20 protein-coding genes and 1 pseudogene are annotated in these 21,620 nt (G+C 55.4%); 7 read left to right on the top strand and 14 right to left on the bottom strand.

The features are described from left to right. Positions 1-97: 97 nt before the first annotated feature. Positions 98-886, top strand: a complete 789-nt coding sequence (locus tag GN112_RS09555) for an IclR family transcriptional regulator (RefSeq protein WP_155310001.1) — start codon at positions 98-100, stop codon at positions 884-886. Positions 887-936: 50 nt separating this feature from the next. Here GN112_RS09555 and GN112_RS09560 read toward each other — a convergent pair whose 3' ends face one another. The 8 genes from GN112_RS09560 to GN112_RS33555 all read right to left on the bottom strand — a co-directional run bounded on the left by GN112_RS09560 (position 937) and on the right by GN112_RS33555 (position 10,050). Continuing rightward, positions 937-2,826, bottom strand: a complete 1,890-nt coding sequence (locus tag GN112_RS09560) for an ATP-binding cassette domain-containing protein (protein ID WP_155310002.1) — start codon at positions 2,824-2,826, stop codon at positions 937-939. Between the two features lie 35 nt (positions 2,827-2,861). After that, positions 2,862-4,001 carry a THUMP domain-containing class I SAM-dependent RNA methyltransferase gene (locus GN112_RS09565; RefSeq protein WP_155310003.1) on the bottom strand — a complete coding sequence of 380 codons (1,140 nt, stop codon included), beginning with the start codon at positions 3,999-4,001 and terminating at the stop codon, positions 2,862-2,864. A 96-nt stretch (positions 4,002-4,097) separates the two neighbouring features. After that, entirely contained in the window at positions 4,098-5,714 is a 1,617-nt protein-coding gene (locus GN112_RS09570) for a DEAD/DEAH box helicase (RefSeq protein WP_231716977.1), read from the bottom strand. A 556-nt stretch (positions 5,715-6,270) separates the two neighbouring features. After that, positions 6,271-6,975: a DUF6901 family protein gene (locus tag GN112_RS09575; RefSeq protein ID WP_155310004.1), complete on the bottom strand. Its 705-nt coding sequence runs from the start codon at positions 6,973-6,975 to the stop codon at positions 6,271-6,273. Between the two features lie 87 nt (positions 6,976-7,062). After that, positions 7,063-8,298 carry a lipoprotein-releasing ABC transporter permease subunit gene (locus GN112_RS09580; protein ID WP_155310005.1) on the bottom strand — a complete coding sequence of 412 codons (1,236 nt, stop codon included), beginning with the start codon at positions 8,296-8,298 and terminating at the stop codon, positions 7,063-7,065. Between the two features lie 57 nt (positions 8,299-8,355). Continuing rightward, positions 8,356-8,832 (bottom strand): GNAT family N-acetyltransferase, encoded by a 477-nt coding sequence (locus tag GN112_RS09585; RefSeq protein WP_155310006.1) that lies wholly within the window; start codon positions 8,830-8,832, stop codon positions 8,356-8,358. 69 nt (positions 8,833-8,901) lie between these two features. After that, the gene (gene larE, locus GN112_RS09590; protein ID WP_162458861.1) at positions 8,902-9,723 is read right to left on the bottom strand and encodes an ATP-dependent sacrificial sulfur transferase LarE; all 822 of its coding nucleotides are present in this window, start codon (positions 9,721-9,723) and stop codon (positions 8,902-8,904) included. 87 nt (positions 9,724-9,810) lie between these two features. Continuing rightward, the gene (locus tag GN112_RS33555) at positions 9,811-10,050 is read right to left on the bottom strand and encodes a hypothetical protein (protein ID WP_162458696.1); all 240 of its coding nucleotides are present in this window, start codon (positions 10,048-10,050) and stop codon (positions 9,811-9,813) included. A gap of 25 nt (positions 10,051-10,075) precedes the next feature. On the opposite strand from GN112_RS33555, the gene GN112_RS34300 reads away from it, so the two are divergent. The 3 genes from GN112_RS34300 (at position 10,076) to GN112_RS09605 (ending at position 14,549) form a co-directional block, all read left to right on the top strand. Next, complete coding sequence (locus GN112_RS34300) at positions 10,076-11,875, top strand: histone H1-like repetitive region-containing protein (protein WP_231716978.1); 1,800 nt, start codon at positions 10,076-10,078, stop codon at positions 11,873-11,875. 109 nt (positions 11,876-11,984) lie between these two features. Further along, positions 11,985-13,847 carry an indolepyruvate ferredoxin oxidoreductase subunit alpha gene (iorA, locus tag GN112_RS09600; RefSeq protein WP_155314189.1) on the top strand — a complete coding sequence of 621 codons (1,863 nt, stop codon included), beginning with the start codon at positions 11,985-11,987 and terminating at the stop codon, positions 13,845-13,847. A 108-nt stretch (positions 13,848-13,955) separates the two neighbouring features. After that, entirely contained in the window at positions 13,956-14,549 is a 594-nt protein-coding gene (locus tag GN112_RS09605; protein WP_155310008.1) for an indolepyruvate oxidoreductase subunit beta, read from the top strand. A gap of 5 nt (positions 14,550-14,554) precedes the next feature. Here GN112_RS09605 and GN112_RS09610 read toward each other — a convergent pair whose 3' ends face one another. Continuing rightward, positions 14,555-14,797, bottom strand: a complete 243-nt coding sequence (locus tag GN112_RS09610; RefSeq protein WP_155310009.1) for a hypothetical protein — start codon at positions 14,795-14,797, stop codon at positions 14,555-14,557. Between the two features lie 277 nt (positions 14,798-15,074). Between GN112_RS09610 and GN112_RS09615 the strand changes: the two genes are divergently transcribed. Next, positions 15,075-15,305, top strand: a complete 231-nt coding sequence (locus tag GN112_RS09615; protein ID WP_155310010.1) for a KH domain-containing protein — start codon at positions 15,075-15,077, stop codon at positions 15,303-15,305. Between the two features lie 276 nt (positions 15,306-15,581). Here GN112_RS09615 and GN112_RS09620 read toward each other — a convergent pair whose 3' ends face one another. From GN112_RS09620 to GN112_RS09635, 4 genes are all read right to left on the bottom strand, one after another. Further along, entirely contained in the window at positions 15,582-16,466 is an 885-nt protein-coding gene (locus tag GN112_RS09620; RefSeq protein ID WP_155310011.1) for a hypothetical protein, read from the bottom strand. 60 nt (positions 16,467-16,526) lie between these two features. Continuing rightward, on the bottom strand, positions 16,527-17,159 hold the full coding sequence (locus GN112_RS09625) for a hypothetical protein (RefSeq protein WP_155310012.1): 633 nt from the start codon (positions 17,157-17,159) through the stop codon (positions 16,527-16,529). 121 nt (positions 17,160-17,280) lie between these two features. Next, positions 17,281-18,534 carry a hypothetical protein gene (locus GN112_RS09630; RefSeq protein ID WP_155310013.1) on the bottom strand — a complete coding sequence of 418 codons (1,254 nt, stop codon included), beginning with the start codon at positions 18,532-18,534 and terminating at the stop codon, positions 17,281-17,283. A gap of 26 nt (positions 18,535-18,560) precedes the next feature. Next, positions 18,561-19,223, bottom strand: a complete 663-nt coding sequence (locus GN112_RS09635; protein WP_155310014.1) for a PGRP and LysM peptidoglycan-binding domain-containing protein — start codon at positions 19,221-19,223, stop codon at positions 18,561-18,563. A 40-nt stretch (positions 19,224-19,263) separates the two neighbouring features. Between GN112_RS09635 and GN112_RS09640 the strand changes: the two are divergent. Continuing rightward, positions 19,264-19,485, top strand: a pseudogene (locus GN112_RS09640) (ISNCY family transposase); the annotation flags it as partial. 87 nt (positions 19,486-19,572) lie between these two features. Further along, positions 19,573-19,893 carry a hypothetical protein gene (locus GN112_RS09645; RefSeq protein ID WP_155310015.1) on the top strand — a complete coding sequence of 107 codons (321 nt, stop codon included), beginning with the start codon at positions 19,573-19,575 and terminating at the stop codon, positions 19,891-19,893. 91 nt (positions 19,894-19,984) lie between these two features. Here GN112_RS09645 and GN112_RS09650 read toward each other — a convergent pair whose 3' ends face one another. After that, on the bottom strand, positions 19,985-21,499 hold the full coding sequence (locus GN112_RS09650) for a hypothetical protein (RefSeq protein ID WP_155310016.1): 1,515 nt from the start codon (positions 21,497-21,499) through the stop codon (positions 19,985-19,987). Positions 21,500-21,620 lie beyond the last annotated feature (121 nt).

Here is a 21,620-nt window from a genome sequence, read left to right on the forward strand (position 1 = left end):
TCAATGAAGCCCGATTTTTTAATTTTATATGCAATTTTGTTCTTGACAGAGAAAAGCGCCTCCATTAAGTTCAAAGCTTGAAACAGAGGTTCAACATATGGAACATAAAAAATCCAAGAAACAAACCGTCTACCGCGTCCAGGCCTTGGATCGGGCCTTGGATATTCTGGATGCGTTTTCCTTCCAACGGCGCCGGATGCATCTTTCCGAAGCCGTCGTTCAAACCGGGCTCAAAAAGACCACCTGTAAGCGCCTTATGGCAAACCTCACCCACCGTGGATATCTCAAATGGGATGCACAAACCAAACAATACGAACTCGGCTTACGCCTTTTTCGATTGGGTAGTGTGGTTCATTCCAGCTTTTCAATCCGCAAGGTGGCCATATCCCATATCGAATGGTTAAGGGATCAAACCGGCCTAACCGTTCTGTTGGGTCAATGCCTGGAGGATCGTCTGGTCTATGTGGACAAACGGGAAGGGGCCGGCATGATCAAAATTTCCTCTTCCATTGGCGAGCAAAAGCCACCGCACTTTGGCATGCTGGGTCAGATGCTGATGGCCGGTCTGGATGCTGAAAAAATTCAATGGTTGTTAGACAACTATCCCCTTGAACCCTTTACCGCCGACAGTATCACGGAACCGGAACGATTCCGGCAACGCCTCGCCGAAATCAGGCAAAACGACTTTGCCATTGAAACCGGTGAGGCCCACCCGGGGATCATGGGCCTGGCAACCCCGATCCGCGATGTTTCCCACAAAGTAGTGGCCGCGCTGGGCGTGGCGATACCCTTTCCGGATTATGCCTGCGCGGATCAGGTCGATCGAACACTGGACTGGGTACGCCAGGCATCGGAAAACATTTCCACTGAACTGGGCTGTCATTAACGCTGAAAAGATTCCAGTGGGAGATATCACCAATTTTAACACCGCCGTTTTTAAATGTTTTCCAGGGCTTCCCAGCGGCTGAAGGCCGCTTCCAGGTCCTTTTCTATCTGGTCCAGTTCCCGCTTCACCTCTGCAATCTGCTCACCGTCCTGGCGGAAAAAATCAGGATCGGCCATCAAATTGAAAAGTTCCTGCTGCCGGGCTTCCAGCGACTCGATATGCCCAGGCAGTGCGTCCAGTTCGCGCTGCTGCATGTAGCCCCGTTTTTTGGGTGCATCTGAAGGGGGTGTTTTTCGGGGCGCTGCCGGGGATGCTTTTTCCGGTTTGGCTGCCGCAGGCTCGGGTCGCTGGATCAGCCAGTCATCATAACCGCCGGCATAGCCCTCGATGCGTGCCCGCCCTTCGAATACCAGCGTTCGGGTCACCACGTTATTGATGAAGGCCCGGTCGTGGCTGACCAGCAGCACCGTGCCGCTAAAGTCCAAAAGCAGTTCTTCCAAAAGCTCCAGCGTCTCCACGTCCAGATCGTTGGTCGGTTCGTCGAGCACCAGGACATTGGCCGGCCGGGCGAACAGTTTGGCCAGCAGCAGCCGGTTCTTCTCTCCCCCGGAGAGCACCCAGACCGGGGATCGCGCCCGTTGGGGAGAAAAAAGAAAATCTTTCAGGTAACCGATTACATGGCGCCGCCGCCCCCCCACATCGATCATGTCGCTATCGGGGGAAACATTTTCTTGCACGGTTTTCTGCTCGTCCAATTGCCCCCTGAGCTGATCAAAATAGATGACCTTGAGATTGGTCCCGTGCTTGATACGCCCCTGTTGGGGGTCGAGCTCGCCGAGCAAAACGCGAATGAGGGTGGACTTGCCGGCCCCGTTGGGCCCCAGGATACCGATGCGATCGCCGCGCAGAATCGTACAGCTGAAGTCGTCGATGATGGTTCGCGCATCATAAGCGAAACGAATGCCGGTTGCCTCGGCAACGACCTTGCCGCTGCGCTCGGCCTCCTCCAGGCGCATGCGGACCTTGCCGGTCCGGTCCCGCCGGTTGCGATGAACCTCCCGCAATCGCTGCAGCTCGCGCACCCGCCCTTCGTTGCGGGTCCGGCGGGCCTTGATCCCCTGGCGAATCCAGGCCTCCTCGGCGGAAAGTTTCTTGTCGAAACGGGCATTTTCCTTCTCTTCCGCATCCAGACGGGCCTGGCTGCGCTGCAGATAGTCATCGTAGGTGCAGTTCCACGAATAGACCGCACCGCGATCGATTTCCAGGACGCGGGTGGCCAGTTTGCGAATCATCATACGATCGTGGGTAATCAAAATCAGGGTACCGGTCCACTTGAGCAGAAAGGATTCCAGCCACTCGATGGCGCCCATGTCCAGGTGGTTGGTGGGCTCGTCCAGCAGCAGCAGATCCGGCTCCGCCGCCAGCGCCGCGGCCAGCAGTACCTGGCGTTTCATACCGGCGGAAAAGGTACTCACCTCCCCGTCCATGGGAAGGCCCATCTGGGAAAGCGTACGCTCGATCTGCTGTCGGAGGGGCCAGCCGTCTTGCGCATCGATGGTATGTTGCAGGGCCAGCAGGGTTTTCTGCAGGGCCGGATCCGTTTGACCGCAAGCGTCATGCTGGTCGCACAGCTGGCGGTATTTTACCAGGTTCCGCCCCCGCTCCCCCATCCGGCTGCAGACGGCATCCAAAACCGTTCCCATGAGGTCTTCGGGCACGCCTTGGGTCAGGCCGCTCACCACGAGGCCCTGGCGCTGAACCACCTCGCCGTGGTCCGGCTCCAGGTCGCCGCCGATGATCCCAATAAGAGTGGACTTGCCGGTACCGTTGCGGCCCAGCAGACAGATCCGCTCGCCGGGGGCCACAGTGAGGGACACCCCCTCAAGCAGGGCTGTCTCGCCAAATCGGATACCGACATCGCGCAGGGTAATCAGGGTCATGGGTTCACTATCGGATGGGGATCAAAGTGGCCGTTTCAATAAATCGCATACTTGACGACCCGGCCATCCAGTCCCCCGTTGCGCAGCGGCTTTTTCCAGGCCGGTTTCAGTCCGATGCGTTTGATCATCTCCCGGTTGCCAAAATAGATGAAGGCTTCCGATCCGTTGCAGCGCTGCTTTAAAAAATCTCCCAGCTGACGGTAGAAATCATCCAGCCGGGGACCACCCTGCATACGGATGCCATAGGGCGGATTACAGAGAATCACGTGGTTTTCCAGTTTTTCGATACGATTGAAATCCACTCTCAGTACATTGATCGACCGTGCATGGGGAATCCGTTTGCAGTTGCCGCGGGTGGCCGATACCGCTTTGGCATCAATGTCACTGGCGTAAACCATCCGTTCGGGAAGTTTGCGGATCCGGCCGTCCATCTCGGTCTTGACCGCCTTCCACAGCCGCGGATCGTAGTCGGGAAGCTGCTCGAACCCGAATCGGCGGCGCAGGTAGCCGGCCGGGATGCCGCAACAGGCCATGGCGGCTTCGATGACCAGGGTACCGGAACCGCACATGGGGTCGGCCAGCCGCCGCCGGCCATCCCATCCGGACAGGCGCACCATAGCGGCGGCAACGGTCTCCTGCATGGGGGCCTCGACACTGTTGATGCGGTAGCCTCGCCGGTGCAGGCTTCCGCCGGACGTGTCGACACTGATCGTTCCGCGGTCCTTGTGCAAAAAAAGGTTGATCCACAGGTCGGGCTGTTGCGGATCGACATTGGGGCGCCGGCCGAATCCCCGCCTGAACTGATCGGCCACGGCATCCTTGAGGGTCAATCCGGCAAACTGCGAATGGGGGACGGTGCTGCCCGCCGTACTGGCGAATACGGCAAAGGTCTGGTCCACGCTGAAATAGCGTGACCAGTCAACGCTGCCGGCGGCCCGGTAGATCGCTTTGGCATCCGGACAGACGAATTGTTTGACCGGTACCAGAATACGCGTGCAAAGCCGGGAACAGTAATTAATCCGGTAAAGGGCCGCCCGATCCGCCGTGAAATGGATACCCCGGCGAACCGGCCGGAGACCGGTCGCCCCCAGTTCGCCCAGTTCCAGCGCACCGGTCTCCTCAAGGCCATCGGCAATTTGGGCAAAACAGCGGGCGGTGTTGGAATCCTCAATCATAGCGGGGGGATCAGCAGTCGCCTTCGTTCCGGGAAGGCAGAATTGTTTTTGCCAGGGTGATGTCGGCCATTACATTGATCATACCGTCTTTGGGCGTCATGGTGCTGTTTTCCGTTTGGGCCGGGGTTTGGAGCCAGTACGGGAAGCCTGTCGGCCACTGCGATTCCGATTATCCCGGTTCCCACTGCCTGGCCGCCGTCTGCGCCGACGTTTGCCCGGTTGATCGCCGCCAGGGGGTCGGCCACCGGCAGGCGGTTTTGGTTTGCGCCGCCGTGGTGGTGCCGGGGGCAGCTCGGTCCAGTGCTCTTCCGGTGGAATGCAGTGCAGCGATCGGCCGATGAATTCCTCGATTGCCGGCAGGTAAAACGAGTCCTCCTCATCGGCGAAGCTGATCGACGTTCCCGCAGCGCCCGCCCTACCCGTGCGCCCGATGCGGTGAACATAATCTTCCGGGTCGCGGGGCAGGGTAAAGTTGATCACGTAATCCATGTCTTCAATATGGATTCCCCGGCCGGCCACATCCGTTGCCACCAGGACGCGGATCTTGCCCGCCTTGAACGCGTCCAGCGTACGGATCCGTTTTTTCTGGGGGACTTCGCCGGAAAGAACGTCACAGTTGATCCGGTAGCGTCCCAGCATCTCCGCCAGCCGCCGGGTTTCATCGCGCCGATTGCAGAAAATAAGCACCCGTTTTAGGTTGCGCCGGGTGATGATATTGTAGGTCAGGGCAAATTTTTCGTCCGTGGTGACAATGTAAACCACCTGCTCGACCGTATCCACGGCAACCTGTTCGGGTTCGATCTCAACGGTGATTGGATCGCGCGTCCAGCTGGCACTCAGCCGGGTCACATCGGGGGTCAGCGTGGCACTGAAAAAAAGCGTCTGGCGTTTGTCCTTGTGGGGCGTACTGTAGACGATCTGGCGCACATCGGGGATGAAGCCCATGTCGAGCATGCGGTCGGCCTCATCGATGATCAGCATTTCCACCCGACTGAGATCGAGATCCCGGCGGCGTTTGAAATCCAGCAAGCGCCCCGGGGTGGCCACAATGATATCCACCGCTCGGCCGTGCAGCTTTCGGCGCTGCTTCTCATAGTCCATACCGCCAAATACGCTGACGATGGAAAAAGGGCAGTGGGCGGACAGCAGGTTGGCCTCGTCGGCAATCTGGAGCACCAATTCACGCGTGGGGGCGATGATCAGCACCCGCGGGGTTCCTGGCTTGCGCTTGCCCCGCAGAGGATTGTTCAACAGTCGTGTGAGCACGGCCACCAGAAATGCGGCGGTCTTACCGGTGCCCGTCTGAGCCCGGCCAAAGGCATCCCGTCCCTTGAGGGTGGCGGGCAGAACCTCGGCCTGGATGGGCGTACAATACTGAAAGCCCGTATCGGCAATCGCGTGCAGAACCGGATCGGGAAGGTCAAGGTCGTGAAAGCGTGTTTTGTCGGGTAGTTCCGGGACCTTAAAAAGACCTCGGTGCCATTTTTGAACCGCCGGAACGGATGGCTTCTCCCCGGTTCCGGAAACCGCGGCCAACGGGGCCTTATGCTTCTGCGGCCGGGGTCGCCGGCCTCTTTTTTGTTCTGCTCCGGGTTTTTCTTCCGATGTTGCGGGTACTTTGGATATGCCGGTGTCGTCGGTAGGTTCGGATGGCCCCGGGCGCTCCGGTTTGACAAACCAGGCCCGTATGGTGGTGATCAGTTTTTCTATCAAAACTTGGTTTACCTGCAATTCCTTTCATGTCTCGTGAGGGTCCGTTGCAGACCGCCACCGAAAAAAAAGCGGGCCTTTCATTTCAGGCCCGCATCAATATACGAGAATCATTCACGAATTGCAAGGAATATTGGTTGTCGGCAAAGGGGTTTGGAACAGTCGGCGGCTGGTAACATATAGCATTCAAGATAATGTTTTTGGGCTGCGTTATCGGTCGTCGCAGTATTACAATACGGCTTCCTCCCTCTGGCCTTGCCAAAACCATTATCTTAAATACTGTAGCACTTTCGCCAGAAGTCATTCAACGCCGCCGGTAAGCGGCATGCCGATCGCATTTGGATGTATTCTGATCGGAAACCAACCGCCCCGATTCAATCAATGTCAAATGTTAAAATCCAAATGTCAATTGAAGGATCCGGTCGATTATAAAAGGGCAGAATACCACCAATTGACATTTTTCATTTGGCATTTGACATTCTCAACCAGTCGATAGCGGGTAAAAAAATCAACAAAAAAGTTAAATGCGATTGCCCTGCCGGTAAGCCACATGCCGATATCAGTCATCTTGCCCCCGCTCAAAAAAATGGGCGATGGTTGCCAGGCTGAAATCCATTTCTAGGGAAAGAAACTGAGAAATCGAGTGCAGGGTGATAATGGCATTTTTGTCCGCGTCCTGATTGCCCAGGCTGCGGATGCGGGCCAGAAGCCCTTCGTTGACCAGTTGGACCCGGGCGTATTTTTTTTCCAGTTCTTCAAAATCGAACTGTTTGATGCGGCCCTTTTTGTATTCAAAGTACTGACCCAGCAGAAACAGGGAGGTACTGCGTACCATGGTTTCTTCCACCGAGGCGAAGGGCAGATGGAAACGGGCCATGGGTTTCAGAAAATCCATTACCGGGCAATGGCTGGTGGCCATGATGATACCGAACACCGAGGTCAGCCCCTCCATGGCGGAGGTCTGTTTGGAGTAAGTGCGGTCATCCGTCTCACAGACGACCCGGCAGTTCTTGTGGGACAGGATGTCCTTGAACTTTTCCACCAGGTCGGTGATGTTTACGGCAATGGGGCAATAGAGTCGGGTCTGGGGGGTCAGGGGGCAGCATTGACACTGATTATAGGCCAGCTGCGTCCATGGCGGATACGGTTCGGAGGAGGCGGTCAGCATGGTCAGAGTAACTGGATCCAGGGCGATCTCAAAACGGGTATGCTGACCATCTTCCAGTTCGATGCGGTAATCGAAGCGATATGCATTTTGATTCATGGGCATCTTTCTCATCCAATGGTTAGGGCTTCCATCGTGCATCCCACTGAAATCAGAGCAAACTTCGCGCCAACAAAGAGAAGAGCGTCAACCGTAGCGAATCCCATCCACCGGGTCAAGAGAAGATGCACTGATCGCCGGGTAGAGGGTCGCCAAAAAGCAGATCATTACTGTGCAGATACCAATGGTGACGACATCCAACATATTGAGGCTTACCGGCAGTGTGGTTAAAAAGTAGACATCACCGGGCAGTTTTATGAACGGATAGCGTTTAAGAATCGCGCAGAGCAAAAATCCGAGGCAACCGCCGATCACCGTGCCCAGGCAGCCGATCAACACGCCCTTGAGAACAAAAATCCGCCGGATATGGCGATTGGTTGCCCCCATCGTTTTTAGTATAGCGATATCTTTTGTCTTTTCCATTACCATCATGATCAGGGCGCTGGCGATATTGAATGCGGCAACCAATACAATCAGTATCAAAATGATGAACATGACGGTCTTTTGGAGTCGCAGCATGGAAAAGAGATTGCGGTTCATCTGCATCCAGTCACGGGCCCAGAAGGGAAAACCGATCCGCTCGACAATGCCGTCGGCCACCTGCCTGGCATGATAAATATCGTCCACACGAACCTGAAGGCCGGTGGCTTGCCCGGGCATTTGCAGCAGCCGCTGGGCGACATCCAGACGTACGAAGGCCACCTGGCCGTCATACTCGTTCATACCGGTCTCGAAGATCCCTGCCACGCCAAAGCGCATTACCGTGGGCATCTGATTGGCAGCGGCGCCCTTTCCCAAGGGAGAGATAAGGAAAATCGGTTCACCGACACCCACCTGCAATTTTTCGGCGGTAACCCGCCCGATCACCAGACCGGGTGGTTTTCCAATGCTCTCATCCGGTGCGGCGTCGGCCAAGGCGTCGTTGAGGGATCGCTGTTTGCCGACAAATACCGGCGGTCCCGGACGGGATGGGTCGATCGCCTTGAGGATGGCTCCGGTCACCCCGTGGGAACTGCGCAACATCACCTGGGTATAGATAAACGGCACGGCGGACCGGACCCCGTCAACGGATTCAATGGCCTTTACCGTTTTATCGATATCGCTCACGGATTCACCGTAGCGCATCACCAGGACATGGGATTCGATTCCCAGAATGCGGTTTTGCAGTTCAGACTCGAATCCGGTCATCACGGCAATCACCACGATCAGGGCCATTACTCCCACAGCAATCCCCAGGGTTGCCAGCAAGGTAATCAGGGATATAAACGATTGTTTTTGCTTTGTCTTAATGTATCTTGTGCCAACAAACCAGGTAAAAGACATGCGAAACATTCCTGACGGCGATGAGAAGCGCCTGCAATGTTTTTTTGTGGACCGGATCTATACTTTTTTAATGGGAGGATGATAGATGCCCGGCGTCGATCCGGGAATGGGGAACGCCCCCACCCATTTCTCGAAAAAGGCCATGGGGCCGACACCGCCGATAATGGCGTAGGCATAACCCGCCTGGGCCATCTCATGCAAGGTGGCCAGCAGCACGATCCGTCCGAGGCCCTTATGCCGAAACGCGGGGTCGATACCGATGGGCCCGAAAAAATTCCGACAGGTGCTGTCATAACAGGCAAAGCCCAGCATTCGGCCACCCGAGGCAGCGATAATACAGGCGATGGGCTGCCGGGCAAAGGCCACCTCGCATTCCGATGCCCAGCCTTCGCCAAACAGGGGCTGCACCCAGCCCGTCACCAGATTTTTCTCACTGGCCATGGGGCGTCGGACAACGATCTCCTTCTCGGCCATGGCCGCCAGGGCCGGCTTGACCTCGGGAAGGTTGTAAAGTTTGACAAGTAGATCAGTCATAATCCTCTTTTTCTGACAGACCGGGCATTTACCCAATCTGTCGAAAACGGAACCATTTATGATTTTATCTCAATCTTTCGCACCAGGTGTTAGGGCCCGGTTCATGCTGCCGGTCACATAGCCCTCCAGATCCGCACAGATGTGCAGAAAGCCGATTTGTCTCAGTCTCAGCGCAATACGGCTTCGCATGGGGTCGGCAATCAGCACCGGTAAATCCTCCAACGACACTTCAATTCGGGCTAAGGCCCCATGATGACGAACCCGGCAGCCGCTGAAACCGGCTTCGGCAAGCACCTGTTCGGCATCCCGGACCTGCACGACCTTTTCTAAAACAATGGGCGTCCCATAAGGGAACCGCGTCGCGATGCAGGCCATGGCCGGCTTGTCCCAAACCGGCAAGCCCCGCTGCCGGGCAAGTTGCCGGATCTCCGGTTTGGTCAATTCGGCATCCATCAGGGGGGCCACCACCCCCAGTTCCCGGGCCGCCTTCAGGCCGGGCCGGTAATCGCCCACGTCATCGGCATTGGCACCGTGGGCAAGATGGCGGATCCCCGTCTTGCGAATCAAAGTCAGCATCCCACTAAAAACATGTTTTTTGCAAACGTAGCAGCGCTCCGGCGTATTGGACAGAAAGCCGGGTTGGGTCATTTCATCGGAATCAAGCACCAGATGCGTAATGCCAAGCATACCGGCAATTTTTTTTGCGTCGTTCAGTTCCTGTTGCGGGTGGATGGGTGACCCTGCAGTGACGGCAATCAGGCCATCACCGATCACCTCATGGGCCACAGCCAAAAGCAGGGCGCTGTCCACCCCTCCGGAGAGGGCGACTGCCAGTTTCTCAAAGCCCTTTAACCGAGCGATCAGGCGTGTTTTTTTTAACGACAATGACACCAGCGCAAACCCTGAAATGCGGCGCATCCATGGGGCTGTTGCGCCTGCGGAATCCCAAAAAATTATTTACAATCAAGACCTGATCCTTTATAGACCTTGGTTGTCATTTCGTTTCAATATAGCCAATCCAAATACAAATTCAAAGGGGTTTTTCATGGGGAAAAAGAGTCTGATCAAATCCACTTCCAAAAAGAAGCGTGCACCCAAAAAAGCCGCTGCCTCAGCGAATGCGAAGAAGAAAGCACCGGCCAAGAAAGCGGCTCCGGCGAAGCCCAAACCAGCAGCTGCAGCCAAAACCGCCGCCCCAGCGAAAAAGGCCGCTGCCAAAAAAGCAGCCCCCAAGGCCAAGCCGATGTCTGTGCCGGAACTTCTTAAGAAGCAATTTGACAGAGAGACCCCGGAAGTACTCTATCGTGTACCCGAAACGATGGTTGAACCGTCTGTTTTTGCCGCCCCGGAGCTTCTGGCGGGGATGAACGCCGAGGATGCCAAACGTGTCAAGGGCCTGCTGGCCAATACGTACAGTGAAAAAGACCTCAAGGAAGCAGCGGAGAAGGCGGCCCAAAAACCGGCTCCCAAGGCAAAACCGGTCTCACGGGCAGAACTGATTAAAAAGCAATTTGACGTGGTGGCACCGGAAGTACTCTACTGTGTGCCCGAAGCGATGGTTGAGCCGTCCGTGTTTGCCGCCCCGGAGCTTCTGGCGGGAATGAACGCCGAGGATGCCAAACGCATCAAGGGTTTGCTGGCCAACACGTACAATGAAGCGGATCTGAAAGCTGCTGCCGAAAAAGCCGCTGCTGAAAAGGCTGCTGCTGAAAAGGCCGCTGCCGAAAAAGCCGCTGCTGAAAAAGCCGCTGCCGAAAAAGCCGCTGCTGAAAAGGCCGCTGCTGAAAAAGCCGCTGCTGAAAAGGCTGCTGCCGAAAAGGCTGCTGCCGAAAAGGCTGCTGCCGAAAAGGCTGCTGCCGAAAAGGCTGCTGCCGAAAAGGCTGCTGCCGAAAAGGCTGCTGCCGAAAAGGCTGCTGCCGAAAAGGCTGCTGCCGAAAAGGCTGCTGCCGAAAAGGCTGCTGCCGAAAAGGCTGCTGCCGAAAAGGCTGCTGCCGAAAAGGCTGCTGCCGAAAAGGCTGCTGCCGAAAAGGCTGCTGCCGAAAAGGCCGCTGCCGAAAAGGCTGCTGCCGAAAAAGCCGCTGCCGAAAAAGCCGCTGCCGAAAAAGCCGCTGCCGAAAAAGCCGCTGCCGAAAAAGCCGCTGCCGAAAAAGCCGCTGCCGAAAAAGCCGCTGCCGAAAAGGCCGCTGCCGAAAAGGCCGCTGCCGAAAAGGCCGCTGCCGAAAAGGCCGCCGCGGAAAAAGCCGCCGCGATTAAGCTGGCCGCGGCCCAGAAATCCGAAGTCGAGGTCTCCTACGACACCGAATCCGCGCAACCCAAAAAGAAAGACAAGAAACCGTCCGATCCTGTGGACATTACGATCATGCTCATTGCCGCCGGCCTGGCATTTCTCATCTTTTTGATCGTAGGAGCCAGCATCTCCAATTCCACAAAGTATTACTTAAAAGAAAAATATGGCGCTCTGGAAATCTGGAAAGGCAATTTCGCCCCCTTGGGCGAAAAACGGATTGCCGTACTGCCCGGTGTTGCAGCACCCGAAGCGGCCAACGTCATTTACCGGGCAAAGGATGTCTATCCATTGGCATACGGCTACTTCATCGACAAGGCCGACGCCCTGCTGGATGTGTCCGGCATCCCGGATGTCGATGGCATCAAGACCGCGCTGAAAAAAGCGCTTGAATTCGCTGAGACCAGTGACATGCGCAATGCCGCGTTCGATCGTCTGGACACCATTGATCGGATTACCCTCTCGTATAGGGCGGACATCGCGGCCAGTCGCGGAACCGTCGAAGGTCTTGCAGCGGCTGTCGAGCTGCTCAACGACGCCGCCAATTTGACTACCGATAAAATGCAGAAAGAGATGATCGCCCAGCGAATTGCCACCCATGAGGCGGCCCTTATCTCCCTGGAAGAGCAGGCCGCTGCCGAGCAGGTGGACGCCGAAACGGAAGCCGCACCGGCAGATGAAACCGTGGAGTCAGAGACCCCTGCCGCCGAGCCCGAAGCATCTGAAGCCGCACCCGAATCGGATGCTGAAACGCACTAAGTCCTGATTGCACATAAGATCCGAAGGGGGAATCGCTGCGCATGGTCAGGCGATTCCCCCCTTTTTTTCGAATGCCCAAAAACCTCATAAAATCAATTAGGAAATCATGATGCACAAATTACTCACCGACAGCCCTGGCGAAAAAATGCTGCTCCTGGGCAATGAAGCCATTGCCAGGGGGGCCATTGAAGCAGGTGTGGCCTTCGCCACCACATATCCCGGCACGCCGTCATCGGAAATCTCTTTGAATCTTTTCCAGATATCCAATGAGAGCGATCTCTACTTCGAGTACAGCACCAATGAAAAAGTGGCCCTGGAAGTTGCCGCTGCCGCTGCCAACAGCGGTGTGCGCACATTCTGCATGATGAAGCATGTGGGCATGAATGTCGCGGCCGATCCACTGATGACCCTGGCCTACGTGGGTGTCAAAGCCGGCCTGGTCATCCTCACCGCCGACGATCCGTTCATGTTTTCCAGCCAGAACGAACAGGACAACCGCTACTACGGCAAGCTCTCGGGCGTGCCGATTCTCGAACCCTCCTCGGTGGAGGAGGCCCGCGAAATGACCATCGCGGCCTTCGACCTCTCCGAACAACTGGGTGAGCCGGTCATTTTGCGCACGACCACGCGGATCAACCACTCCAGCGCGTTTGTGGCCCTGGGAACCATACAGCCCCGCAACACCAAAGGTGATTTCACCAAGGATCCCTTCAATCTGGTGGCGGTGCCGGCCGTTTCCCGCCGTCTGCACGTGCGTCTTCTGGAAAACTGGGCGAAGGCCCGGTCCATCGCCGAAACCTCCGTGTTCAACTTCATCGAAGGCGAAGGCAGCTGGGGCATCGTCTGCAGCGGCGTCAGCTACAATTATGTTTCCGATGCCATCCACGAGTTGGGCATCCAGAACAAAACCCGGATTCTTCGGCTGGGTCTGACACACCCCACCCCACCCGGACGGGTCAAGGATTTTCTGACCGGCTGCGAAAAAGTGCTCGTTGTCGAGGAGGGAGAACCGTTCCTTGAAGAGACGGTCATGGCCTTTGCCCAAAAAGCGGAATTGACCGTGCCCATCGCCGGAAAGGACGAAACACTGTTCTCCCGGCTCTATGAATTCGACCCGACCATGGTCCGCCAGGTCATCGCCACCTATTTCGGTGTGGATGACACCCCCAGTCAGGTGCCCGACCTGTCCGACATCCCTGAAATTCCACAGCGGCCGCCAAACCTGTGTGCGGGCTGCTCCCACCGGGCCACCTACTATGCCGTCAAGAAAGCCGCCGAGGGTATGGAAACCATCTTTCCGACCGATATCGGCTGCTATACCCTGGGATTTCTGCCGCCACTCTCCATGGGAGATTTTGTCATCTGCATGGGCTCATCGGTCAGCACCTCCTGCGGTTTTTCAAAGGCGACCGGCAAACAGGTGATTGGGTTTATCGGCGACTCCACCTTTTTTCACTCCGGGCTGACCGGCCTGGTCAACGCCGTCTACAACAATCACAACTTCACCCTGGTGATTCTGGATAACGGCACCACCGCCATGACCGGCCACCAGCCCCATCCCGGTGTGGACATGGCCAACTTCAACCGTTCTGGATACGGCCGGATTTCCATCGAGGCCGTGGTCCGGGCAATCGGGGTGGAGCATGTCAGCGTCATCAAACCCTACAAAGTGAAAAAAAGCATCGAAGCCGTCAAGGCGGCAATCGAACACAAGGGCGTTTCGGTGGTCATTTCCCAGGAGATGTGTACCCTGTACGCCCGCAGCCTGAAAAAACTCAACGTGCGCGCCTTCCAGGTGACGGACAAGTGTAAGAACCACCGCGACTGCATCAACGAAATCGGCTGCCCTGCCTTTTTTCTAGAGGGCGAACGGGTTCAGATCGATCCCAATGCCTGTGTGGGCTGTGCGGTTTGCGCCCAGATCTGTCCGGAAAACGCCATCACTCCGGTTAAGGACAAAAAAGCCGGGTGACATATCCCTTCAAAGCGGGTTAAACGCAAATCCTTGGCTGCAGGCGCCGGACCGGTGGTAACATTTGCCGGTGACCCCGCCCGGCCAGAGAGCATACAGGAAACAACCATGCAAACAAAAAGACTGATTATTGTGGCAGTCGGAGGCCAGGGCAATCTGTTGGCCTCCAAAGTACTGGGAGAAGCGGCCCTGCTTTGCGGCGTGCCGGTACGCATGAGCGAAATTCACGGCATGGCCCAACGCGGCGGTGTGGTCGAATCATCGGTGGTTTTCGGTGACGCAAAAAGCACGATCATTTCGGATGGGGAGGCCGATGTTTTGGTCGGTTTTGAACCGTTGGAAACCCTGCGTGCATTGAACAAATGCAGCCGGGAAACCACGGTGATCACCAATATGACCCCCCTGCCCCCGTTTACCGTGGCCATCGGCCGGGGAACCTATCCGGACCTGAATCAGCTGCAAACCCTGATCCAGGCCAAGACCAAACAACTCATCGCCTTCGACGCCGTTGAACTGGCCAAATCCGCGGGCAGCGTTTTGGCCGTCAACATTGTTCTTTTGGGGGCCCTGATCAAAACCGGCATTCTGCCGATTACCAAAGAGAATCTGCAAACGGCCATTCGCACCAAAACCAAAAAGGCATTTGTGGATGTGAATTTAAAAGCCTTCGATCTGGGTTTTCAGCTACCCGGCCAAGCCTGATGGTCTCATAAAAAGTCGCCGTTCAGACGGATTTCTATAGTGTTTAAGATAATGTTTTTGGTAAGGCCAGAGGGAGGAAGCTGTATTGTAATACAGCGACGACCGATAACGCAGCCTAAAAACATTATCTTGAATGCTATCACCGATGGTAGGCGGCCGATGGGGCCAATACCAGCCATGGTATGCCTCATTTGCATCACCAACATCGTTCCGGCAAAAACAAATTCATATAAAATATCATCCCCCATGTTTCAGCACGGGGGTCATGTTTCAGAAGGTTCCGTCAATTCGGCGTCCTCTGATCGCCTACCGATGGACATCATGTATGTTTTTCCATATTCCGGAGAAACGACCCGGGACTGCATAATAGGATCAAAATCAATTTTTGTTACAAGATGATTTGACAAGATTACGGTTTCGTTTGAAAATAAGCCTATAAAGCAGATGGCTTTAAAATGACCTGGTCTGAATGCAGATAAGCCGAATATGGCTCATGTGGTAAATTAAACTCCGGGGAGAGGCACCATGAAGAAACTGGTCGAGGAAATTGCAAAGGCACTCGTTGATCTTCCAGAACAAGTATCTGTAAATGAAATCGAAAGCGTGCAAAGTGTTGTGATCGAGCTTTCCGTTGCCAAACAGGACCTTGGCAAGGTGATCGGAAGAAAGGGCCAGAACGTTCAGGCAATCCGGACAATCCTGAACGCTGCTTCGGGAAAAAACAAAAAGCGCATCATTCTGGAATTGATCGAGTAAGTCACAACCCAATTAAATCCGCACTGTTTTCAATCGCGGTTTACCCGTAGCGATCTGTTTCATCCGCGATTAAGGCCTCGAAAAATTTTCCGCCGACTTACCCGTATGGTTCTGCACCAAAAGGTTTAGGAACTGGCCTTGCCTGCTACATCGGCTTCACATATTGTTCCTGCCGGCGTTATTAAGGATCGGGAAAAGTGATCTGGCAGGAACAAGGCTCCCAAACCCATAAGAAAAGCGCAAAAGGACAAAATATCAGGCAACATGTCCGCAGGATCAGTGACCCAATAACCATCCCTTGAGACTTTTGCGGGTCCCCTCGGTTGCGCCGCTGTCCTCGCTGGCCAGGAGTTGGATCAATGCGTCTCTAACCTGATTGCTCAACTCAGGTGGCTTGAAGGCATAAATGCCAGGTGCTGTCTCGAAAAAAGCGCGCATGCGCTCAAGCATGACCCCACTGCTAGGAATCTGGTCTGCACGCATCAAATCGACCGCCAGATTTACCATGCCAGTCGAGAGATTACGCAGGGCATCTTTCGAGGCAGAAGCGGGTAACGCAAAGTAATGAGCCAGCACATTACGGCGGTCCAGTTGTGTGACGGCGCTGTTCTCGAGGTATCCGGCAAAAGCGCGAAGTGCCTCTTCGTTCTGCCAGACTGAGCGATCATAATCGGCAGTGAGCCTGAAAAAGGTTACCAGGGGTGGTGGCGACGACGCCAGGGTTTGGGCCACCTTTGCAGGATCTAGGCCCATCGCCGGGCGCGCAGTCGCGGAAAATAACTCGCAATCCCGCCAAACCAGGCGCGCCTCGTTACCACCACCGAGGTAGGTCGCATACTTCGCGTGCGTAAAATTGTCCGCGTCGAAAGCGAGTACGCGGATTTCACCGGCTACCGTAGGTAACCAGTCTTCCAGACCCAGTGCGCCGGCTTCGATTCCCTCTCCGCGCTGGCCAACAACCGTGAAACGCCTGTTGTTCAATTCCGGTAGTACTGCATTCGCGTCGAAGGTGATACTGTAGGCAAGCGTGTAGATTCCCGGAATGCCGGTTTCCTTTGATTCCTTCGCCCGCTCGACTTTTTTGACCGCCGTGAATAGACCACAGTGGGTCTTACCGGTGAAAATCTTCGGCAGTGGGCCTGCATTTATTACGCTAGACATAGCAGCTATCTCCAGCAGAACAAGGCCTGCAAAAAAAAAGGGTTTTTAGGGATGCCGTCATCAGGTGCTCGCATTGATGGCTCGGCAGCGCAATGTCGTCGGCGGGCGTACTTCCATACCTGCTGCAGCGGGAGTAATCCCGGGGCTATGGTCCACGTTGTTCACCGTTATCGTTGGTGCAGATCCGGTTCGTTGTAAGCGGATATGAGGGGACGAACCGGTGATCCGGTAAGTCGCGCTAACAGTCCATTGTGTCTCTGCAATGACGGTGAAAATCCGGAAGCCAACGGAGTTGGCCGTAGCAGGCGTGGGTGCGTTACCACCTGTCGAATTGCTCCAAGCAACCAGGAATGTGGTGCTGTTCAGGCTGTGAACAAACGAACACAGGCGGCTGTGCCGTGCTGGATCATGATGACGCCGGTTATAAAACCAGCCAGGGCTATCGCGGGCGATGACGTGTCGCTTTTCGCCCGGCGGAGGTGCGGCCGGGGCGAGGGGGGTTTCCTGCGAACGCGTGAACGTGATGTTGATGCCACCGTGCTCCGGGTTGTGGCGGCCCGTGTCCAGCAGATTCGGCGGAAAGGCGATGGTGTTTGGGGCAGGCCCACCGGAAACGAATAACTGAATCCCGGCGACCGGCGCGCCCGTCGCCGCGGCCGCATTGTCGACCTGAACTCGCGTGATGGGGAGCATTACCTGATTCTTGCAGATTTGTGTTAGTTTGCTTGTAGATGCTCTTTTTAAGCCTCCATATCTTTGACATCGGACTGCAGAAGCGTAAATTTATGCAAATTTAGGCCGAAATAGTCGATTTTCAAGAAACAGGTAATGCTCCCCGCGTGATGTGTCTTCCGTCACGATAGAGACCGTCATAGCTGAGAGCCGTAAAATTGTTGGCCCAGCCGAGAAAAACACGGTCGAGACCTCGCTTGCCGTCGGCTCCGCCACCGACTATACGAACGTCCGCATCCAGCGCAACACCGGCTGTCGCTTGGGAGTTGAAATCACCGGTACTGATGTTGACCCAAGAGTAATTGGCTGTGTTGACGTTGCCCGCGATGCCGTCGAAGTTGATATTCAAGTTGCCCGGGTTGGCGGTGCTACGCAGATCACCTGCTGCTTCGATACGGCACTCGGCAAGTATGACCGGGAGTATCGCGCCCTGTTCGTTGATGTCACGCTGACCGTTCCGATTCGTATCCACGAATGCGATCACGAAAAAAGAGCCGCGCTGGTCAGTCGCCATGGTGGCGGTCGTATTGCCGGTCCGGGTGATGGTGGGTACTTGGGCAGCGGCGCCAACTGCGGCAGCATCATCGGTGGCGCGGATTGCCTTAAACTGAACTTCAACATTCGCCGGTTGGGTTTCGGCTTCGAGCTGAATGGGACCGGCACTGTTGCGGATGAGCACCAGTGCTTGTGGGTTGTTAAAGTCGGCAGCGGCAAACCCGAGCGCTGCCCGCGGTAATATCTTGGTCGACTCGAAAACACGGTCGGCCGGTGCTGCCCAGGCATTGGCTACTGCCGGTGGTGCCCCACGCGCCGTCAGAGGCGGTGAAGATGGTACCGTGGCCTTGATTTTCCTGACCCGCACTGTCACCCCACTGATCGTTGAGCAACTGGGACTGGCGCTGTGCTCACGGCACACAACTGCGGTTTCCGGCCTTCCTGGGTCGAGGGCCAGTATCGGTTCCACGTGGTAGTAGAGGGTGAAATCGGCCGGGTTGGCCGCCGTCTTGTGGAAGTCGTCCCTGGGCCAGTCACCCCCGGCGGTTTTGGTGATGCGTACGCGGACAGTGCCCAGGGAATCGTCCGAAAAGACATCTTCGTCAAAGCCGCGAAGCTCCAGATCGAAGTAATTGAGGCCGCGAACGTCTATCACTTTCGTCCACGCCGGACCCGTAAGGTTTATGTCGGTTCCACTGCTGGCTTTAGTCGGGAGGCTTCGATCAATTCTCTCATTACCCACCTGTCCCTCGAAATAGCACTCGCCGACACCAAACCAGTCTTCATCATCGATTATATGGATCCGTTTGAGTTCTACCTTGACGTTGGTAACGGTGGGCATCGTCGCTTCGCTGACAGCGCCGGGCTCTAGCTGCCGTGCGCCTCCTCCAGTTTGTCTCGTGTCTGCTGATCCGGTTGCCCGGTTACCTCGAGACCATGTTCCTCCTGAAAACGCCGTAAAGCCGCCTGCGTCGCCTCATTGATCTCACCGGTCACCGCTCCACAGTGGAAGCCGAGATTATTGAGCCGGCCCTGCAAGCCGCTGATCTGGTCTACCGGATCGAGCTCTCCCAATGCTACCTTGATGACGGTATTGTCAGGCCCGACTGTCAGCTTTCCGTATCTTGCGTTGGGTGGGATGGCTACCTCGATGATTCCATCATCGTCGGTAGTTCCGCGATAGATAGCGCCGTCGAGATCGAGGACATATTCTTGATTGGCCCGTGACTTCGGTTCCTCCTTATCTTCCTGCTCCTCGAACGGATCTTCCATCAAAACCCGAAGACGCAACTTGGCAGGCACACCTTTTTTGCGGAAGCGATGACAGACCTCGGTTGCTCCGGTCTCGGCCTTCGGTCTGATCTCGGGAACCATGACTTCGTCACCGGCCATGAGGACGTTTGGATCCTTGCGGAACTCCCATAGCCCGGTGTTGTCCGGCTCGTTCCACAGAGTCTCCCAAAAGTGCCCGAAGTGCAAAGCGATGGAGGAGATACAGTCCCCCTGCTTGACCTTGTATACAGGCGCCATCAGATTGGTTTCCTCTCGCAGGTCGGGTTTTTAGGAACAGATAGAAAACTCGGAAGATTTTGTCCATGCCCGGCGTCAACATGCAGCCGTGGAGTCTGCGATCAATGCATTGGAGAACCATGGTCTTGACCGTTGTCCCGACCATGGCCTCCACGGATTTAAACGATATGTAGGCTTGGCGGTATTGTCCCGGAACATACAAAAATTGGGGGCCGCACTGCAAGAACAGACGATAAAGAGAATCATAATTACTTCTGTCTGAAAATTTCATAGAAAAAGGGGTTTTCGGCCAGGCACTATATAAGAGTCTTGTATAATTTGTTAACAATGTCCCCAAATACTCCCTTTTGTGCAAGAGGCCTATCAGCGCATCGGCGTCGTGCTGGTGAAGCAGGACCAGCCGCAGCAAAAATGGCAACGATCCCTCGAAGAATTGATCGTGGGGCATGATGTGCTGATGAACGCTGCCGGCAAGTCCATTAGCACGCTCGACACCCTCCGTACGATGCACACCGCCCATTTCGAGTCATATCGGAACGAATTCGGCCTTCGTTCACCGATAACCTTGACGTCCGATTTTCCTGCCAATACCAAGCCGCTGGTCTTTCCCGATCATCCACTGCGGTTCGATTTGATCTACCTGCAGTCAGACACCGCCATCGGCCCTTGAAACGCGGCTATCGACAAACAGTGGCTGAAATGAAATTCATCCACTGCTCCATGCGGCCAACGGCGACCAAATACCCATTTTCTTTATTTTTCTACGCCTCATAGCTTTGGAGAATGGCAGCGCTTGCCTCTACACGACTCCCATGTAACTCAAGGTCAACAATGTCGGTCTGCCGTAGGCTGTTTGCAGCTGGATACTGTATGCCCGTAACCTTGTAAGTTCCGTCCGCCATTCTGATCCTTTCTATATTTGGCTCTCCCGGCACGACTTTCAGCCAATGGCCCACCGCTCTGGTTAGGTTGCCTGCTTTATTGAGTAAGGGTTTCGTGTTGGTAGCGTTCGGGATACTGTCCCCGTTAGGAAGCTGCAAACGCACATAACAATTCGACGAAAAAGGCTTCCCTAACGAACCCAGTGGAGGCGCTCTCTTAGCTCCTATATTCATTATCGCGGGTTGCTCGTGCCAGTGTCCTGCAAGAAGAAAAATCCCGGTAAGTCGGCCATCTTCTTGCCGCAAGAAACGAACGTTAGAGGGTTCCTTGTGCTGCCCAGCAATACTGATTTTCTCCGTCAGTAGGTCGACGCTGACAGCCGTGAGAAACGAGTGCATTTGCCAGTGAGGCAGGGTTTTAAAGTGATCCGAAGGAGATAGCGGACCAGGGGTCGAATAATCGTTGTCTACCAAAATCTCGATGATCCCCTCGTCGGGTAGATATCCGACTTCAATCATTAACCAGCAGCCGCCATCAAATATCCCCGCCTTAATTGTAAAATTAGAAACAAGCGACACTAGCGAACGTGCCTCGTCGATAGCGGGGCCAGCCCCAAGTCTTACCGGTGACCACCAGAACTTGTGACAACTTTCCGCAGGAGAGTTTTCGGAGTCACGCAATTCGCCGAGAAAACATAGTTGGGCATATTTTTCCAGTTCAGTACGCTTGAGCCAGGCCGCTACAGCTCCCCCCGCCATGATTAATCCGCCCCCCACGAAACCGATAATTGCCCCCCACGGTCCGCCGAACAAGGCTCCTCCCGAAACGGACTTGGCGAGAAGCAGTCCGCCGCCAATCACCGTTAAAGTGGCGCCAAAACCTCGCATGGCAGAACCGATTTTCACGTTCATGTCATTCTCGGCCATGCCTTGATATACATATTCTTTCTGGCTCGACAGCAACTCGATGGTACCAGCGACCATGCCAGCGAAAGCAGCAGTCCCGCCCAGCGCCCGAACGCTAAGATGCTTGGCTGCCTGGTCGGCCGTTCGCCCCGAAGCCACCAATACTCTTTCTTTGAAATTTTTCGTCCCTTGAGCCGCGAATTCAAGCAATTGAGAGCTGGGTTGGACGACGTGCTTCAATAGTTCCATCGAAACCTGCCACCCCAGCAAACTGTATTGTTTTCGTTCGTTAGATCTGGGTTCTGAAAAGTATTGATGCAATCCCCACGCAAAATTTACCACTTCCAAAACACCGGAAGTGGTCACCGCGACTCGAGATGCAAAACGTCGCACATCTTCTGGTACTCTCGCTCGAGCCATATTGAACTTCGCGTCGAGTTGATCGAAGAACTTTTGGGTCCGAGTTCGCTTTGCATCGTAGTTTTCCAATGCCCTTCTGTTGACTTCGTCGACTCTGCGCTCTTCAGTACGGATATCCTCTGCACGCCGCGCTATAGCCTTTTCTTCTTCGGCGCGGATGTCTCTATCCCGCTGTTCTCGGGCCCTTTCC

The sequence above is a fragment of the Desulfosarcina ovata subsp. ovata genome, from assembly GCF_009689005.1.
Lineage (GTDB): Bacteria > Desulfobacterota > Desulfobacteria > Desulfobacterales > Desulfosarcinaceae > Desulfosarcina > Desulfosarcina ovata.

Excerpts from the sequence above, each read along its gene's own strand:
- GN112_RS09555 (WP_155310001.1), top strand. The coding sequence starts at position 98 with ATGGAACATAAAAAATCCAAGAAACAAACCGTCTACCGCGTCCAGGCC.
- GN112_RS09560 (WP_155310002.1), bottom strand. The coding sequence starts at position 2,826 with ATGACCCTGATTACCCTGCGCGATGTCGGTATCCGATTTGGCGAGACA.
- GN112_RS09565 (WP_155310003.1), bottom strand. The coding sequence starts at position 4,001 with ATGATTGAGGATTCCAACACCGCCCGCTGTTTTGCCCAAATTGCCGAT.
- GN112_RS09575 (WP_155310004.1), bottom strand. The coding sequence starts at position 6,975 with ATGAATCAAAATGCATATCGCTTCGATTACCGCATCGAACTGGAAGAT.
- GN112_RS09580 (WP_155310005.1), bottom strand. The coding sequence starts at position 8,298 with ATGTCTTTTACCTGGTTTGTTGGCACAAGATACATTAAGACAAAGCAA.
- GN112_RS09585 (WP_155310006.1), bottom strand. The coding sequence starts at position 8,832 with ATGACTGATCTACTTGTCAAACTTTACAACCTTCCCGAGGTCAAGCCG.
- GN112_RS34300 (WP_231716978.1), top strand. The coding sequence starts at position 10,076 with ATGTCTGTGCCGGAACTTCTTAAGAAGCAATTTGACAGAGAGACCCCG.
- iorA (WP_155314189.1), top strand. The coding sequence starts at position 11,985 with ATGCACAAATTACTCACCGACAGCCCTGGCGAAAAAATGCTGCTCCTG.
- GN112_RS09605 (WP_155310008.1), top strand. The coding sequence starts at position 13,956 with ATGCAAACAAAAAGACTGATTATTGTGGCAGTCGGAGGCCAGGGCAAT.
- GN112_RS09610 (WP_155310009.1), bottom strand. The coding sequence starts at position 14,797 with ATGGGGGATGATATTTTATATGAATTTGTTTTTGCCGGAACGATGTTG.
- GN112_RS09615 (WP_155310010.1), top strand. The coding sequence starts at position 15,075 with ATGAAGAAACTGGTCGAGGAAATTGCAAAGGCACTCGTTGATCTTCCA.
- GN112_RS09620 (WP_155310011.1), bottom strand. The coding sequence starts at position 16,466 with ATGTCTAGCGTAATAAATGCAGGCCCACTGCCGAAGATTTTCACCGGT.
- GN112_RS09625 (WP_155310012.1), bottom strand. The coding sequence starts at position 17,159 with ATGCTCCCCATCACGCGAGTTCAGGTCGACAATGCGGCCGCGGCGACG.
- GN112_RS09630 (WP_155310013.1), bottom strand. The coding sequence starts at position 18,534 with ATGCCCACCGTTACCAACGTCAAGGTAGAACTCAAACGGATCCATATA.
- GN112_RS09635 (WP_155310014.1), bottom strand. The coding sequence starts at position 19,223 with ATGGCGCCTGTATACAAGGTCAAGCAGGGGGACTGTATCTCCTCCATC.